This is a genomic window from Pseudomonas sp. B21-031, from assembly GCF_024748985.1.
Taxonomy (GTDB): Bacteria; Pseudomonadota; Gammaproteobacteria; order Pseudomonadales; family Pseudomonadaceae; genus Aquipseudomonas; species Aquipseudomonas kermanshahensis.
Map to the genome: position 1 here is coordinate 5,100,806 of NZ_CP087181.1, position 14,458 is coordinate 5,115,263.

Annotated in this window: 15 protein-coding genes and 1 pseudogene; 10 read left to right on the forward strand and 6 right to left on the reverse strand. The window is 62.4% G+C overall.

Translation table 11 applies throughout. The features are described 5' to 3' along the window. Positions 1–184 precede the first annotated feature (184 nt). Positions 185–775, reverse strand: coding sequence for an NAD(P)H-dependent oxidoreductase (locus LOY53_RS22800; protein WP_252825865.1), 591 nt, complete (start codon positions 773–775; stop codon positions 185–187). A 195-nt stretch (positions 776–970) separates the two neighbouring features. Between LOY53_RS22800 and LOY53_RS22805 the strand changes: the two genes are divergently transcribed. Beyond that, complete coding sequence (locus LOY53_RS22805; RefSeq protein WP_252825867.1) at positions 971–1,285, forward strand: putative quinol monooxygenase; 315 nt, start codon at positions 971–973, stop codon at positions 1,283–1,285. Here the strand turns inward: LOY53_RS22805 and LOY53_RS22810 are convergent. Beyond that, the gene (locus LOY53_RS22810; RefSeq protein WP_252825869.1) at positions 1,275–2,039 is read right to left on the reverse strand and encodes a sulfite exporter TauE/SafE family protein; all 765 of its coding nucleotides are present in this window, start codon (positions 2,037–2,039) and stop codon (positions 1,275–1,277) included. The genes LOY53_RS22805 and LOY53_RS22810 overlap by 11 nt on opposite strands. A 77-nt stretch (positions 2,040–2,116) precedes the next feature. Here LOY53_RS22810 and LOY53_RS22815 point away from each other — a divergent pair. From LOY53_RS22815 to LOY53_RS22845, 7 genes and pseudogenes are all read left to right on the forward strand, one after another. Next, a pseudogene (locus LOY53_RS22815) lies at positions 2,117–3,027 on the forward strand (LysR substrate-binding domain-containing protein). A gap of 78 nt (positions 3,028–3,105) precedes the next feature. Beyond that, positions 3,106–3,711, forward strand: coding sequence for a CDP-alcohol phosphatidyltransferase family protein (locus LOY53_RS22820; protein ID WP_252825871.1), 606 nt, complete (start codon positions 3,106–3,108; stop codon positions 3,709–3,711). A gap of 30 nt (positions 3,712–3,741) precedes the next feature. Beyond that, the gene (locus tag LOY53_RS22825; protein WP_258703312.1) at positions 3,742–5,499 is read left to right on the forward strand and encodes a bifunctional alpha/beta hydrolase/class I SAM-dependent methyltransferase; all 1,758 of its coding nucleotides are present in this window, start codon (positions 3,742–3,744) and stop codon (positions 5,497–5,499) included. Then, positions 5,496–6,818 (forward strand): phosphatase PAP2/dual specificity phosphatase family protein, encoded by a 1,323-nt coding sequence (locus tag LOY53_RS22830; protein ID WP_258703313.1) that lies wholly within the window; start codon positions 5,496–5,498, stop codon positions 6,816–6,818. The genes LOY53_RS22825 and LOY53_RS22830 overlap by 4 nt, the downstream gene beginning before the upstream one ends. Further along, positions 6,815–7,246 carry a hypothetical protein gene (locus LOY53_RS22835; protein ID WP_252825874.1) on the forward strand — a complete coding sequence of 144 codons (432 nt, stop codon included), beginning with the start codon at positions 6,815–6,817 and terminating at the stop codon, positions 7,244–7,246. The genes LOY53_RS22830 and LOY53_RS22835 overlap by 4 nt, the downstream gene beginning before the upstream one ends. A gap of 10 nt (positions 7,247–7,256) precedes the next feature. After that, positions 7,257–7,880 (forward strand): lysophospholipid acyltransferase family protein, encoded by a 624-nt coding sequence (locus tag LOY53_RS22840; protein WP_027595452.1) that lies wholly within the window; start codon positions 7,257–7,259, stop codon positions 7,878–7,880. 1 nt (position 7,881) lies between these two features. Further along, a complete protein-coding gene (locus LOY53_RS22845; protein ID WP_027595453.1) occupies positions 7,882–8,814 on the forward strand; it encodes a phosphatidate cytidylyltransferase in 933 nt (310 codons plus the stop codon). A 34-nt stretch (positions 8,815–8,848) separates the two neighbouring features. Here LOY53_RS22845 and LOY53_RS22850 read toward each other — a convergent pair whose 3' ends face one another. Both LOY53_RS22850 and LOY53_RS22855 read right to left on the reverse strand, forming a co-directional pair. Continuing rightward, positions 8,849–9,256, reverse strand: a complete 408-nt coding sequence (locus LOY53_RS22850; protein ID WP_099430452.1) for a type II toxin-antitoxin system HicB family antitoxin — start codon at positions 9,254–9,256, stop codon at positions 8,849–8,851. Beyond that, positions 9,253–9,480, reverse strand: a complete 228-nt coding sequence (locus LOY53_RS22855) for a type II toxin-antitoxin system HicA family toxin (protein WP_099430453.1) — start codon at positions 9,478–9,480, stop codon at positions 9,253–9,255. Before LOY53_RS22855 ends, LOY53_RS22850 begins: the two co-directional genes overlap by 4 nt. 275 nt (positions 9,481–9,755) lie before the next feature. Between LOY53_RS22855 and LOY53_RS22860 the strand changes: the two genes are divergently transcribed. Continuing rightward, on the forward strand, positions 9,756–10,100 hold the full coding sequence (locus LOY53_RS22860) for a cupin domain-containing protein (protein WP_003251579.1): 345 nt from the start codon (positions 9,756–9,758) through the stop codon (positions 10,098–10,100). A gap of 334 nt (positions 10,101–10,434) precedes the next feature. On the opposite strand, the gene mmsB is transcribed toward LOY53_RS22860, so the two are convergent. Then, the gene (mmsB, locus tag LOY53_RS22865; protein ID WP_027595454.1) at positions 10,435–11,322 is read right to left on the reverse strand and encodes a 3-hydroxyisobutyrate dehydrogenase; all 888 of its coding nucleotides are present in this window, start codon (positions 11,320–11,322) and stop codon (positions 10,435–10,437) included. Between the two features lie 10 nt (positions 11,323–11,332). Then, positions 11,333–12,859 (reverse strand): CoA-acylating methylmalonate-semialdehyde dehydrogenase, encoded by a 1,527-nt coding sequence (locus LOY53_RS22870; RefSeq protein ID WP_085273919.1) that lies wholly within the window; start codon positions 12,857–12,859, stop codon positions 11,333–11,335. Between the two features lie 132 nt (positions 12,860–12,991). Here LOY53_RS22870 and LOY53_RS22875 point away from each other — a divergent pair, with 132 nt between their 5' ends. Beyond that, entirely contained in the window at positions 12,992–13,942 is a 951-nt protein-coding gene (locus tag LOY53_RS22875) for a LysR family transcriptional regulator (protein WP_258703314.1), read from the forward strand. Positions 13,943–14,458 lie beyond the last annotated feature (516 nt).

The window sequence follows — 14,458 nt, forward strand, 5'->3', positions numbered from 1 at the left end:
CGCTTGGCCTTGGCTGGAGTGTGCCGTGATTCATAGCGGGTCGGTGGGGTCTGTGCAAGGGGAGCCGCTGCGCGGCCCAATCGCTGGCAAGCCAGCTCCCACAGGGTTCGGATTGTCGTCGAACGCACTGTGGGAGCCGGCGTGCCGGCGATTGGGCTGCGCAGCAGCCCCTTTCACAGGCAACTTACACAGCCTTGCCAAGCACCTTGTCCAGGTGCGCTTCATACGCTGCCAACGCCGCTGGCACATCCGGGCGCTTCATCACATCCACCGCCAGGAAGGTCGGCAAGCCGGTCATGCCAAGGAACTGGTTGGCCTTGTGGAATGGGAAATACACGGCGTCCACACCCTTGCCCTCGAAGAAATCGCTGGGGTCGTCAAACGCCTGCTGCGGGGCGTTCCAGGTCAACGACAACATGTACTGCTTGCCCTGGATCAGGCCACCGCTGCCGTACTTCTGCGAGGCATCCGAACGGGTCCGTCCGTCGTTGGCGTACAGGCTGCCATGGCCTTCGGTAAAGACGTCATCGATGTACTTCTTCACCGTCCACGGTGCGCCCATCCACCAACCGGGCATCTGATAGATCACCACGTCAGCCCAGAGAAACTTCTCGACCTCTTCCCGCACATCGTAGCCGCCATCAATGAAGGTCTGCCGCACGTCGAAACCGGCACGGTCCAGGTGCGCGAGGGCCGCTTCGTGCAGAGTCGCGTTAAGGCGGCCATCGGAGTGAGCGAACTGTTTTCCACCGTTGAGCAGAAGGATGTTTTTCATGCTGGCCTCGATTTGGCGATGTCGATCCGAGGCCGTGCTGCCTCGATCGAGTCAAATTGGATGACCGGCAGATTAGAGACTCAACGGCAGGGGAAACAGCGGCCATGAGTCAAAATACAATTGCCTTCAAATCACGAATGGCCAGCTAATTATTGCCTTAGAATCGGTTCATCATTCACCAGCGAGTAGCGATCCATGAGCGAGCAGTACGCTTTTATCCTCAAAGCCAAGACCCGCCCGGAAATGGCCGAAGCCTTCGAAACCCTGTTCCGCGCCTATGTCGAACCCAGCCGCCAGGAGCCGGGCTGCATCGAGTACCACATGCTGCGCGACAAGGCTGACCCGAGCCTGTTCGTGTTCTACGAAGTGTGGGCGGACAAAGCCGCACTGGATGTGCACTCGGCCCTACCGCACATGGTCGCGTTCTTCGAAAAGCGTATGGACTACCTGGAGCGCGAGTTCGATATCCAGTTGATCGACATGCTCAGCACCTCGTCTGCTAACCGTTGATCAGCAGATGGCCGCCGAGCACGGCCAGGCCAATGAAGAAGCAGCGTCTGAACAGCGCGGCGCTGATGCGCTGACGCAACCACTGCCCCGCCAGCATGCCCACCAGTGCTGGCGCCAGCATCAGCAATGAAGCCCCCAGCGCCTGGCCGCCCAAGGCATCTTGCCCGACCAGGCCCAGGGCCAGCGCCAGGGTCGAGACCGTAAACGACAGGCCCAAGGCCTGGATCATCTCGTCGCGGTTCAGGCCAAGGCTTTGCAGGTACGGCACTGCCGGCATCACGAATACTCCAGTAGCTGCCGTCACCACGCCCGTCACCAATCCGCACAGCGGCCCCAGCCACCCTTCCCGCGCTTGCGCCACGCGCAACCCTGGGCCCATCAGCCCATACACCGCATACACCAGCAACGCGGCGCCCAGCGCATGCGCGGCCCACGCGCCACTGTTGATGCCCAGCCATGCGCTGCCAACCAGGGTGCCGACAAAGATCATCACCAGCATCGGTCCCAGGCGACGCAGCAGCGCCCACAGATGACCACCGGCAGCCAGCTGCCAGAGGTTGGTGAGTGTCGACGGCACGATCAGCAAGGCGGCAGCCTGCGCAGGCGGCATAGCCAGGCCCAGCAGGCCCATGGCGATGGTCGGCAAGCCGAGGCCGATGACACCTTTGACGGTGCCGGCCAGCAGAAAGGTGATAACCACCAGCAGCGTCAGTGCCGGGCCAATGTGCTGATAGAACGCGATCAAGGTATTCATAGGGCCATGATGGCGTGCGTCAGGCTGGCTGAAAATCTGCCATATACTCAGCCTGACTATTGCCAGGACAGAGGCACATGCATTTCGACCTGATCGACCTCGCGCTTTTCCGGCACACCCTGGAATGCGGCAACATCACTGCTGGCGCCCGGCGCAGCCATCTGTCGCTGCCGGCTGCCAGTGCGCGCATCCGCGCGATGGAAGGGTCCCTGGGCACGCAATTGCTAGCGCGCAATCGGCGCGGCGTACAACCGACGCCTGCCGGGCAGGCGCTGTTGCAGCATGCCCGCCTGATCGCGCAGCAAGTAGAGCGCCTGCAGTTCGACCTGAGCCAGTACGCGCAAGGGCTGCAGGGCCAGGTGCGGCTGTTGTGCAACACCGCGGCGCTGACCGAGTACCTGCCCGAATTGCTGGCCAGTTATCTGGCGCAGAACCCTGGCGTCAGTGTCGATGTCCAACAGCTGCCAAGTTTGCGCATCGTGCAGTCGATCACCCAAGGCATCGCCGACCTGGGGATCATTTCGACCGCGGCGCCCAGCGAGCTTTTGCAGACCCTGCCCTTTCGCGATGACCCACTGGTGTTGGTGACCCCCCTTGCGCATCCGCTGGCGGCACACCCTGCGCCAAGCTTCATCGACAGCCTGGCCCATGGTCATGTCGGGCTGGGAGCAGACAGCGCATTGGCCTTGTACCTGGAGGAACAGGCACTGCGTGAAGGCTTGCGGATGCGCGTACGGGTGCGAGCCGATGGCTTCGATGGGGTGCTGCGCATGGTCGCGGGGGCGCTGGGGTCGGCGTTGTGCCCTTGGCTTCGGTGCAACGCTGGCAAGGGCTGTTGCCACTGCACTGGGTGGCGCTTCGCGAGGACTGGGCCAACCGCCAATTGATGGTGTGCGCGCGGGACTTTGCAGCGTTGCCCGGGTATGCGGCGGGGTTGGTCAAGCGCTTGGTTGGCGGAACAACACCCTTACACCCCGTTCAGATGTGAGCCATCTCTCACCAACCCGCTTGCGGCCACTGGGGCTCTTTGCCCACAATCACGCTGCACCACGAAAAGGAGTTCCAAGTGCCCTCGATCTACCAGCTCAAACCCCGCTTCCAGGCCTTGCTCCGGCCCGGCGTCAAGCGCCTCTACGACCGTGGCGTCACCGCCAACCAGGTCACCGTCGTCGCCGCCTTGGTCTCGGTCCTGCTGGGCCTGCTGCTGGCCGGGTTCAGCCACATCACCTGGCTGTTCATCCTGATCCCGCTGTGGATGTTGCTGCGCATGGCGCTCAACGCCGTGGACGGCATGCTTGCGCGGGAATTCGACCAGCAATCCAGGCTCGGCGCCTACCTCAACGAACTGTGCGACGTGATCGCCGACGCCGCGCTGTACCTGCCTTTCGCCCTGCTGGCTGGCGTCTGGCCCAGCCTGGTGGTGCTGGTGGTGCTGAGTGCGACCTTCAGCGAATACGCCGGCGTCATGGGCCCGCTGGCAGGCGCCTCGCGCCGCTACGACGGCCCGATGGGCAAGAGCGACCGGGCATTCGCCTTTGGCGTACTGGGCACCGGCGTTGCATTCGGCCTGCTCAACGCCACCTGGCTCAACGGCCTCTTGCTGGTCATCTTCGCGCTCTCGCTCTATACCCTCTACAACCGGGTTCGCCAAGGGCTGGTCGAAGCCCGCTGAGCCCATCGCCGCCGGACAAGGATTCTCGCCATGCGCCAAGCGCAATCGCTGCATTTCTCTACCCATGACGGTGTCGAGTTGCACTACCGTCATTGGCCCGCGACACGCAATGAACACCAGCCACGCCGCGCCGTGGTGATGTTCCACCGTGGCCACGAACACGGCGGGCGCATGGCCCACCTGGCCGACGAACTGGACATGCCGGGCTACGATTTCTTCGCCTGGGATGCCCGCGGCCACGGCCAATCGCCGGGCGCCCGCGGCGACAGCCCAGGGTTTGCCACCAGCGTGCGCGACGTGCAGACCTTCATCGAGCATCTGCAGACCGTGCACGGCATCGCCGAGCACGACATGGTGGTGCTGGCGCAAAGCGTCGGCGCCGTGCTGATCGCCACCTGGGCCCACGACTACGCGCCCAAGGTACGCTGCCTGGTGCTGGCCTCGCCGGCGTTCAAGGTCAAGCTGTATGTGCCCTTCGCACGGCCCGGCCTGAAGCTGCTCAAGGCCGTGCGCGGCAACTTCTTCGTCAACAGTTACGTCAAGCCGCGCCTGCTTACCCATGACCCCGAGCGGGTCATGTCGTACGTGGCCGACCCGCTGATCAGCCGGCCGATTTCGGTCACCATGTTGCTGGGCCTGTACGAAGCCGCCGACCGTGTGGTGGCTGACGCCCAGGCTATTCAGGTACCGACGCAATTGCTGGTTTCTGGCGCGGACCTTGTGGTCGAGCGCAAACCGCAGGAGCGCTTTTTCGAGCGCCTGGGCAGTGCACGCAAAGAAATGCACATCCTCCCGGGCTTTTTCCATGACACCCTCGGTGAACGCGACCGCGCCCATGCGCTGAAGCGCATCGAGCGCTTCGTCGCACATTGCTTCGACAACCCTGTACCCGCGCCTTCGCTGCTTGATGCCGACAAGGTCGGTGCCAGCTGCGCCGAAGCCGAAAGCCTGGCCGCGCCCTTGCCACGCAACTCGCCCCGCGACCTCTACTGGCGCGCCACCCGTGCCAGCCTGCGCCTAGGCAAAGGGCTGGCCGAGGGCGTGAAGCTGGGGTTTGACACCGGCTTCGACTCTGGCAGCACCCTCGACTACGTCTACCGCAACCAACCGACGGGCAAAGGCAAGCTGGGCCGCATGGTCGACCAGAACTACCTCAACGCCATCGGCTGGCGCGGCATTCGCCAACGCAAACTGCACGTCGAAGAGCTGCTGCGCGAGGCCATTGCTCGCCTGCGCGCCGAACAGCGGCCGGTGCATATCGTCGACATCGCCGCCGGCCACGGCCGTTACATCCTCGAAGCCCTGGAGGAACTCGAACAACGGCCGGACTCCATCCTGCTGCGCGACTACAGCGAACTGAACGTGCAACAAGGCAGCGCATTGATCGCCGAAAAAGGCCTGGCCGAGATTGCCCGCTTCGTCCAGGGCGATGCCTTCGACCGCGCCAGCCTCGCGGCGCTGCAGCCTGGGCCTACGCTGGCCGTGGTGTCTGGCCTGTACGAACTGTTCCCCAGCAACGCGTTGGTGAGCAATTCCCTGGCCGGCCTTGCCGATGCCGTCGAAGCAGGCGGTTACCTGGTCTACACAGGCCAACCTTGGCACCCTCAACTGGAGATGATCGCCCGTGCCCTGACCAGCCATCGCGGCGGCGAGGCGTGGGTGATGCGCCGGCGCAGCCAAGCAGAGATGGACCAACTGGTCGAGGCGGCGGGCTTCCGCAAACTGGCCCAGCGCATCGACGAATGGGGCATCTTCAGCGTCAGCCTGGCGCAACGGGTGCGTGAATGAACCCAACGCGTGAGCCCGGGCTGATTCGGCGGGGCGTGTTCTGGCTGTTGCTGCTGGGGCCGTTCTTCTTCCTCAGCTATGGGCTGGTGAACACCCACACCGCCAGCCGCAGTGATGTCGGCAGCCTGGTGTTCGGCTGGGAGCACGGCATGCCGCTGTGGCCCTGGACGATCATCCCCTACTGGTCGATCGACCTGCTGTACGGGTTGTCCTTCCTGCTGCCACGCACGCGCCAGGAGATGGACCGGCATGCCCTGGCGCTGCTCACGGCACAGGTGATCAGCGTCAGTTGCTTCCTGCTCTGGCCGCTGCGGTTCACCTTCGAACGGCCAGAAATGGCTGGGCTGTTCGGCTGGCTGTTCGATGTGCTGATGGGCTTCGACAAGCCTTACAACCAGGCGCCTTCGCTGCACATCGCGTTGCTGGTGATCATCTGGACGATGTTCGCCCGGCACGTGCAGCGCCAGCCCTGGCGCTGGGTGATGCATGGCTGGATGGCGTTGATCGGCGTGTCGGTGCTGACCACCTGGCAGCATCACTTCATCGACGTGCCCACCGGCGCATTGGCAGGGTTTGTCTGCTTATGGCTATGGCCGTGGCAAGGTCGCCTGCCATGGCAGCAGGCCTGCCTTGCGCACGATGGCAAATGCCAGCGGCTGGCGCTGTGTTATGGCGTTGGGGCCTTGCTGTGCGCGGGGCTGGCGTACGCGGTGGGCGGTGCCGGGTTGTGGCTGTCTTGGCCAGCCGTGGCGCTGTTGTGGGTGGCACTGAACTACGGCTTGTTCGGCGCGGGTGGTTTTCAGAAGGGCGCCGGTGGGCGCTTGTCCAGCGCCGCGACCTGGCTGCTGCTGCCCTATCTGATCGGGGCGTGGATCAATTCCAGGGTCTGGACACGGCGCCATCCGCAGGCGGATGAGGTGTGTGACGGGGTATTCCTGGGGCGGATTCCTGGCCGTGGTGAGGGCGCGCAGTTCGCTGCCATCGTCGACCTTTGCGCAGAGCTGCCGTGCCGCACTGGGGCCGCTCTCACCGCTCAGAACTACCGCTCGCTTCCCACACTGGACCTGATCGTGCCCGACAGCAACCTGTTGCACGAAGCTGCAAACGCCATCGAGCAGTTGCGCCAGCAAGGCCCTCTGCTGGTCTGTTGCGCCCTGGGATATTCGCGCAGCGCCAGCGCCGTGGCGGCCTGGCTGGTACTCACGGGGCGTTGCGCCGATGCCGACCACGCTGAACAGCGGATACGCAGCGCACGCGCTGGCGTGGTCTTGCACGCGGCCCATCGACAGGCCCTGCAACAACTTGGCGCACAGCGATGAACCTGCAGCTGACTGCCAGCCTACTGGCCCGGGGCCGCCAGCTGGAGCGCCTGTCGGACGGCATCACGCTGCTCGCCCTGGGCGTTGGCCTGGCGCCCTTGCTGGGCGCAGCGCTGCCGCCACTGGGCAGCCTGCTGTGCGCGCTGCTGCTGGCGCTCGGCGTGCTGCACAAGTACTGGGCCATCCGCGTGGCCCTGGACGCCGACCTGTTCGCCCACCTTGGCGCCAGCCAAGACCTACCTGCAGACACGCAAGCGCTGGACCGTGCCTTGTTCGACCTCAACCTCAAACCGCACGCCAAGGATAGCCGCGACTGGCCCGCTCGCAGCCAAGCCGCATTGGCCCTGCTGCGCCGCCAAGCCATGTGCCTGGGCCTGCAACTGTTGCTGGCCTTGGCTACCCTGCTGACACTGCCCTTTACCGGATGACCACCGCCCCATGCTTGCGACCTTGACCGCTTTCGTCATCACCTCGGCCGCCCGGCTGATCACTGGCGCCCGTGCGTTATGGCTTGGCTGCACACCACAGCCGGTGCAACGCCTGTACTTCGCCAACCACAGCAGCCACGGCGACTTCGTGCTGCTCTGGGCCTCGCTGCCAGAACCTTTGCGCAGGCGCACCCGCCCGGTGGCCGGGGCTGACTACTGGGCGAAGCCCGGTATTCGCGACTTTCTCATCCGCAAGGTGTTCAACGGCGTCTTGATCGACCGCCAGCGCGCAGAAGGCCAAGGCAGCCCCCTGCAGCCGATTCTTGAGGCCGTGGCCCAGGGCGATTCGTTGATCTTCTTCCCGGAAGGCACCCGCAACCTGGGCGATGAGCCGCTCATGCCATTCAGAAGCGGCCTGTACCATTTGGCTGCGGCCAACCCCGACGTCGAGCTGGTGCCGGTGTGGATCGCCAACCTCAACCGGGTCATGCCCAAGGGCCGCGCCCTGCCATTGCCGCTGCTGTGCACGCTGAGCTTTGGCGAACCTCTCCACCTGCTGGCTGATGAAAACAAGCAGGCCTTTCTCGAGCGGGCCAGCCAGGCCCTGCTGAACCTGGCGCCGAAGGATGCCTGACATGGACGACAATACCCTTTCGCTGTTCGCCGGCATCGGCGCCCTGCTGCTGCTCGCCAGCGTGATCGGCCGCCTGCTGAAATGGCGTGCCGGCCCCGCGCCGCATGCGGTGATCGACAACCTCAACGCCCGCATCAACGCCTGGTGGGTGATGGTGCTGGTGATCGGCATCGCCTTCCTGTTCGGCAAGTACGGCGTGATCGTGCTGTTCTACGGCGTGTCGTTCTATGCGCTGCGCGAGTTCATGACCCTCACCCCGACGCGGCGCAGCGACTACCCGGCGTTGGTGGCGGCGTTCTATGTGGCGCTGCCGGTGCAGTACGTGCTGATCGCCATGGACTGGTATGGCTTGTTCAGTATTTTCATCCCGGTGTATCTGTTTTTGCTGCTGCCGATCCTTGCCAGTTTCGGCGGCGACACCACGCGCTTTCTCGAGCGCGCATCAAAGGTGCAATGGGGGCTGATGATCGCGGTGTATTGCGTGTCTTCGGTGCCCGCACTGATGACCCTCGACATCCCCGGGTTCGAGGGCCGCAACCTGCTGCTGATCGCCTGGCTGATCCTCGTGGTGCAAATCAGCGACGTGCTGCAATACGTGTGCGGCAAGCTGTTCGGCAAACGCAAGGTGGCGCCCAACCTGTCGCCCTCGAAAACCCTCGAAGGCCTCGTCGGTGGCGTGGCACTGGCCACACTGATCGGCGCCCTGCTGTGCTGGATCACCCCGTTCAACTTCTGGCAGGCGGCACTGATGGCCCTGACCGTGAACGCCATGGGCTTCTTCGGCGGGCTGGTCATGTCGGCGATCAAGCGTGACCGCGGGGTGAAGGACTGGGGGCACATGATCGAAGGCCACGGCGGCATGCTCGATCGGATGGACTCGGTGTGCTTTGCGGCGCCGGTTTTTTTCCACTTTGTGCGGTATTGGTGGGCTTGAGACATGGCCATGCAACTGTCTCCCCCACCTTAGATCAGTGTGCGATTGCCAGCTCTCGCAACGCTGCCGATGCTAAAAATCCGGAACGCGATGCATACCTATGGTCGCGCTTTACCTTCTCATCGATCCGTTGCAACAAATTTTCCGGCAGCGTCGCATTGAATCGCACTGCCTTGCCAAGGTAGGGGGTCACATCGAAGTCCACGACCGCCCAGACCCCACCTTGGTAATCGGGGTTAGCCACATGAACATCGATCTCTTGCGCCTGCGGTAACGCTTCGTTATCGGCAACCAGACCTTCAAAATGTAACGCCAGTGCCTCCTGAACATTCTCCAACGCCTGAGAGACACTGGCGCCTGCTGAAAAGCAGCCAGGAACATCAGGAACGGTCACCCCGTAGTCCGAATCAGCGTCTTTGTGCAATACGACCGGAAATTTCATTGCGTGTCTCCACTGGTACTTGAGCTGTTGGAGCCATTAGGCTGCTTCAGCCCAGCTTGCTTCAAAATGCTATGTACAGTGCCCTTAGGCAGATCGCTCTTAGGGTGGGGAACCGTCACCCTCCCCCTTTTGGTTGGGTGCCTGAACTGGTGATGGCTGCCCTTCACCTCTACTTCGTACCACCCATCTGCCTCGATAAGCTGAATTACTTCACGACTGCGCATTCAATCTTCCTTCGGCAGTCGATGTGTATGGTACACATCGAATAGACCAGAACAAAGCGCAGTACACACTATGCACACCTTAGGCGACCAGCGGATGGGTCCGGTGCGCAAGTAGGCACAAACCTATTGCCGTGTAGGATTTACCATCGCTTGATTATCGTGGCGCCATTTACATATAGCGCAGTCAGGCACTTGGACGTCGAGCCCAGGCAACTGCGGCGCGGCCAATGGCCCTATGGTGTCGAGTCATTCAGCCAGTCACCAGGAGTTGTGCCATGTCCGATTTCATCACCGTCCTGCGCGAAACCTGCCCGACGCCGGTCGTGGACGCCACCAAGTGGAAGCGCATCGGCGGCGATCCGCACACCGTCAACCTGAACGCCTACCTGTCGGCCGACGGCAGCAAGATCATGGGTACCTGGATCTGCACCCCGGGCAAGTTCGAGGTCAACTATGACAAGTGGGAGTTCTGCCACTTCCTCGACGGCTACTGCATCATCACCCCAGAAGGCGAAGAGCCGAAGCACCTGAAGGCCGGTGATGTGTTCGTGATCGAACCTGGGATGAAAGGCACCTGGGAAGTGGTCGAAACCGTGCGCAAGTACTTCGTGTTCGCCTGATCACCTAGGCTACACATCCCCCTGTAGGAGCAGCCTTGCGCTGCGAAAGGGCCAAACCAGGCATGGCAATTGTGTTGCCTTGGCTGGCCTCTTCGCAGCACAAGGCTGCTCCTACACATCCCCCTGTAGGAGCAGCCTTGCGCTGCGAAAGGGCCAAACCTGCCATAGCAATTGTGTTGCCTTGGCTGGCCTCTTCGCAGCACAAGGCTGCTCCTACAAGAGCATTCAGGCCAGCACGTTCAGGGCAAAAAAATCGCGGAGCAGGTGCCCTTCCCTCTGGTGCGCAGTTACAGAGGGAAGGCCGCCTGGCCCGCGATGAAATACACCTCGCTCGTCAATCCTGCTTGCGGTAACCCTCGACGATGGCCGAGAAGTCTTTACCCCCCTCCCCGCGCAGGCTCATTGCCTGATACAGCTGCTGTGCCACGGCACCCAGAATCACCGGTTGGTGCGCCTGGCGTGCAGCTTCGGTTGCCAGCCCCAAGTCCTTGAGCATCAATTCGGCGCCAAAGCCGCCGGTGTAGCCGCGTGAAGCCGGTGCGGTCTCGATGATGCCAGGCCATGGGTTGTACGTGTCCGAACTCCAGCAACGCCCGGTCGAGCTGTTGATGATGCCGGCCAGCACCTTGGTGTCGATACCCAGTGCGTTACCCAGGGCCATGGCCTCTGACACGCCGATCATCGAGATGCCCAGCAGCAGGTTGTTGCAGATCTTGGCGATCTGCCCAGTGCCGACCTCACCACAGTGCACGATGTTGCGGCCCATCTGCTCCAGCACCGGTTTGAGCGTGGCAAACAGCTCGGCACTGGCACCGACCATGAAGGTCAGGGTGCCGGCCGCCGCGCCGCCCGTACCACCGGACACCGGCGCATCGCCCATGTCGACGCCCTTGGCCGCTGCGGCCTTGGACACCTCGCGGGCGGTTTGCGGGTCGATGGTGCTGCAGTCCACGGTCGGCGTGCCAGGGCGTATGCCCGCCAGCACGCCATCATCGTTCAGGTAGACGCTGCGCACATGGGCTGCGGCCGGCAGCATGGTGATCACCAGCTCACTGTTGGCCGCCGCTTCCTTGGGTGACGGGCTGACCTGCCCGCCCAGTTCGGCGAGCTCGGCCAGCACGGTCTTGTTCAAGTCAAACAGGTTCAGCTGATGCCCGGCCTTGATCAGGTTGCGGGCCATGGGCGCGCCCATGTTGCCCAGGCCGATGAATGCAATACGCATGGCGAACTCCTTAGCGCAGGCTGATGGTGGTGTTCACACCGTCATTGACGCTGTCGTCATCGAACCAGCGGGCGGTGACGGTCTTGGTCTGAGTGTAGAACTGCACCACTTGCTTGCCGTAAGGGCCGAGATCACCCAGCTTGGAGCCGCGCGAGCCGGTGAAGCTGAAGAACGGTACCGGTACCGGGATCGGGATATTGATGCCGACCTGGCCGATGTCGATCTCGCTCTGGAACTTGCGTGCAGCCGCGCCGCTCTGGGTGAACAGGCCGGTGCCGTTGCCGAACGGGTTGCTGTTGACCAGGGCGATGGCTTCATCGAGGGTGTCGACTTCCAAGGTCACCAACACCGGGCCGAAGATTTCCTGGGTGTAGACCTGCATGTCGGTTTTCACCCCAGAGAACAGGGTCGGGCCAACGAAGTTGCCTTGCTCATAGCCCGGCACCGTGACGCCGCGGCCATCGAGCTCGAGCTTGGCGCCTTCCTTGATGCCGCTTTCGATCAAGCCCAGCACCCGCTCCTTGGCCCGCTTGGACACCACCGGCCCGACATCGGTGCCCGGCTCAGAGCCGGCATTGACCTTGAGCTTGCTCGCGGCCTCTTTGATGTCCGGCAGCCACTCGCGGGCCTTGCCCACCAGCACCGCCACGGAGGTTGCCATGCAGCGCTGGCCGGCAGCGCCAAAGGCCGCGCCGACCAAGGCGTTGACGGTTTGGGTGCGGTTAGCGTCAGGCAGCACCACCGCGTGGTTCTTCGCGCCCATCATCGACTGCACACGCTTGCCGTGCTGGCTGCCCAGGTTGTAGACGTGGGTGCCCACTTCGGTAGAGCCGACGAACGAGATCGCCTTGATGTCTTGATGGGTGCAGATCGCATCCACTACCTGCTTGCCGCCATGCACCACGTTGAGCACACCGGCCGGCACGCCGGCTTCCAGCGCCAGCTCCACCAGCATCATGGTCGACAGTGGGTCCTGCTCGGAAGGCTTGAGCACGAAGGTGTTGCCGCAGACGATGGCCATGGGGAACATCCACAGCGGGATCATGGCCGGGAAGTTGAACGGGGTGATGCCCGCGCACACGCCGATTGGCTGGCGCAGGGTGTAGGTGTCGACGCCGCCGGCAACGTTCTCGGCGAACTCACCCATCTGCAGGGTGCCGATCGAAGCGGCGTGCTCGACCACTTCCAGGCCGCGGAAGATGTCACCTTCGGCATCGGCGAGGGTCTTGCCCTGCTCGGCGCTGAGGGTTTGGGCGATGCGTTTAGTGTGTTCGCGGATCAGCGCCTGCAGCTTGAGCATGATGCGCATGCGCGCGCCGATTGGGGTGTCACGCCAGGTCTTGAAGGCGCGATGGGCAGCGGCCACGGCAGCGTCGACTTCCTCGACGGTGGCGAATGGCACCCGCGCCAACACCTCTTGGGTGGCCGGGTTGACGATGTCGCGCCATTCGGTGGTCTTGGATTCGACCCATTGGCCATCGATCAGCAGCTTGACCTGCGCGACCTTGGTCTGGTCGGGGGATTGAGGTGCGTTCATCTGGGTTCTCCTTGGAATTATTGTCGGGTCGAGATCGCCAGCGCCGTGCAAACGCGAGGTGGCGTCCTGGGGCTTTTTTCGAGTATAGATGTGCAAACATCCAACAAGAACGCACAAAAAAACCGGATCATCATGCAAAAAGACCTCACATCCCTGAGCGCGCTCAACTGGGACGACCTGAAGTTCTTCCTTGAAGTGGCACGCACCCGCAAAGCCAGTAGCGCCGCCAAGCGCCTGAGCGTCGACTACACCACGGTGTCACGGCGCATCACCTCGCTGGAGGGTGCGCTGGGCACGTTGTTGTTCGAAAAATCCCGGACCAACGGCTTCGTCCTGACCGCCGAAGGCCAGCGCCTGCTGGGCTATGCCGAGTCGATCGAAAGCACTTTGCACATGGCGTGCGAGCAGGTTTCGGGGTCGGGCGTGGCGTTGTCGGGGCATGTGCGCATGGGCTGCACCGAAGGTTTTGGCAGCTTCTTTGTCACGCCGCAACTCAGCCACTTCGTCGATGCGTATCCGGCCATTTCGGTAGACATCTTGCCGTTGCCGCACTTCATCAGCCTGTCCAAGCGCGAGGCGGATATCGTCATCGCCCTGGAACGCCCTGAACACGGCCCCTATGTGTGCTGCAAGCTGTGCGACTACCGGCTGCGGCTGTACGCCACCCAGACATACCTGGATAACCACGCGCCGATTCGACAGGTTGGGGACTTGGCGAAGCACCCGTTCATTAGTTATGTGGATGACCTGGCGTTCAGTTCGGAGCTGTTGTACCTGGCCAACCTGATTCCCAATGCCAACGCGCATTTGCGCAGTACCAGCGTGATTGCCCAGTACACCGCAGCATTGCAGGGGCGTGGGCTGGCAATCTTGCCGTGTTTTCTGGCGGCGCAGGACCCGCGGCTGGTAACGGTGTTGCCGGAGGAGATCGAGGTGACGCGGCAGTTCTGGATGTATTGCCGGGAGGACTTGAGGAAGCTGAAGCGGATAACCCTGTTGTGGGATTACATTCGCGAGGTGACCGAGGCGAATGCGCCGTTGTTGATGGGCGAGACGCGCGAGATGCGGTTTGCTCAGGGGTAGATCGACAAGGAGTAAGGGTGGTTCATCGTACCTACGGTAGGGGTGCTAGAGCAACGACTTGTGACAAAGGTTGTGACAGTACTTGTGACACCTCTGGCGTTCCCCCGATGGCAGCTAAAGGACAACCGCCAACACCTCTAGGAGCCGCTTATCAACAAAACTAAAATAACACTTGCATTAGTGACTGAATTATGATTGACAATTTGGCTGGATCTGCTATACTAGACGCTTCTTTTGAGATGTTCTGTCTCAAGCTCTCGCAACACTCTTTCCTAAATTGTTAACACTCACTGGCAGAACTTACAGGCGATGCTTGTGCGTGTTGCATCCTGTTATCAGTCCAGGCAAATGACTGAATTTTCATTGGGATAGTTGTACTGGTTAGTAGGCGACCTCTGCTCCGCTCACTTCAAGGTATTTCCCGGCCAGGGGAGCAACGATACTGGCCACTAATTCTAGTTTCGCCCGCTCGGGCAAACCTCCGCACTTACACTCAAGTGCAATTGCAATACCCAC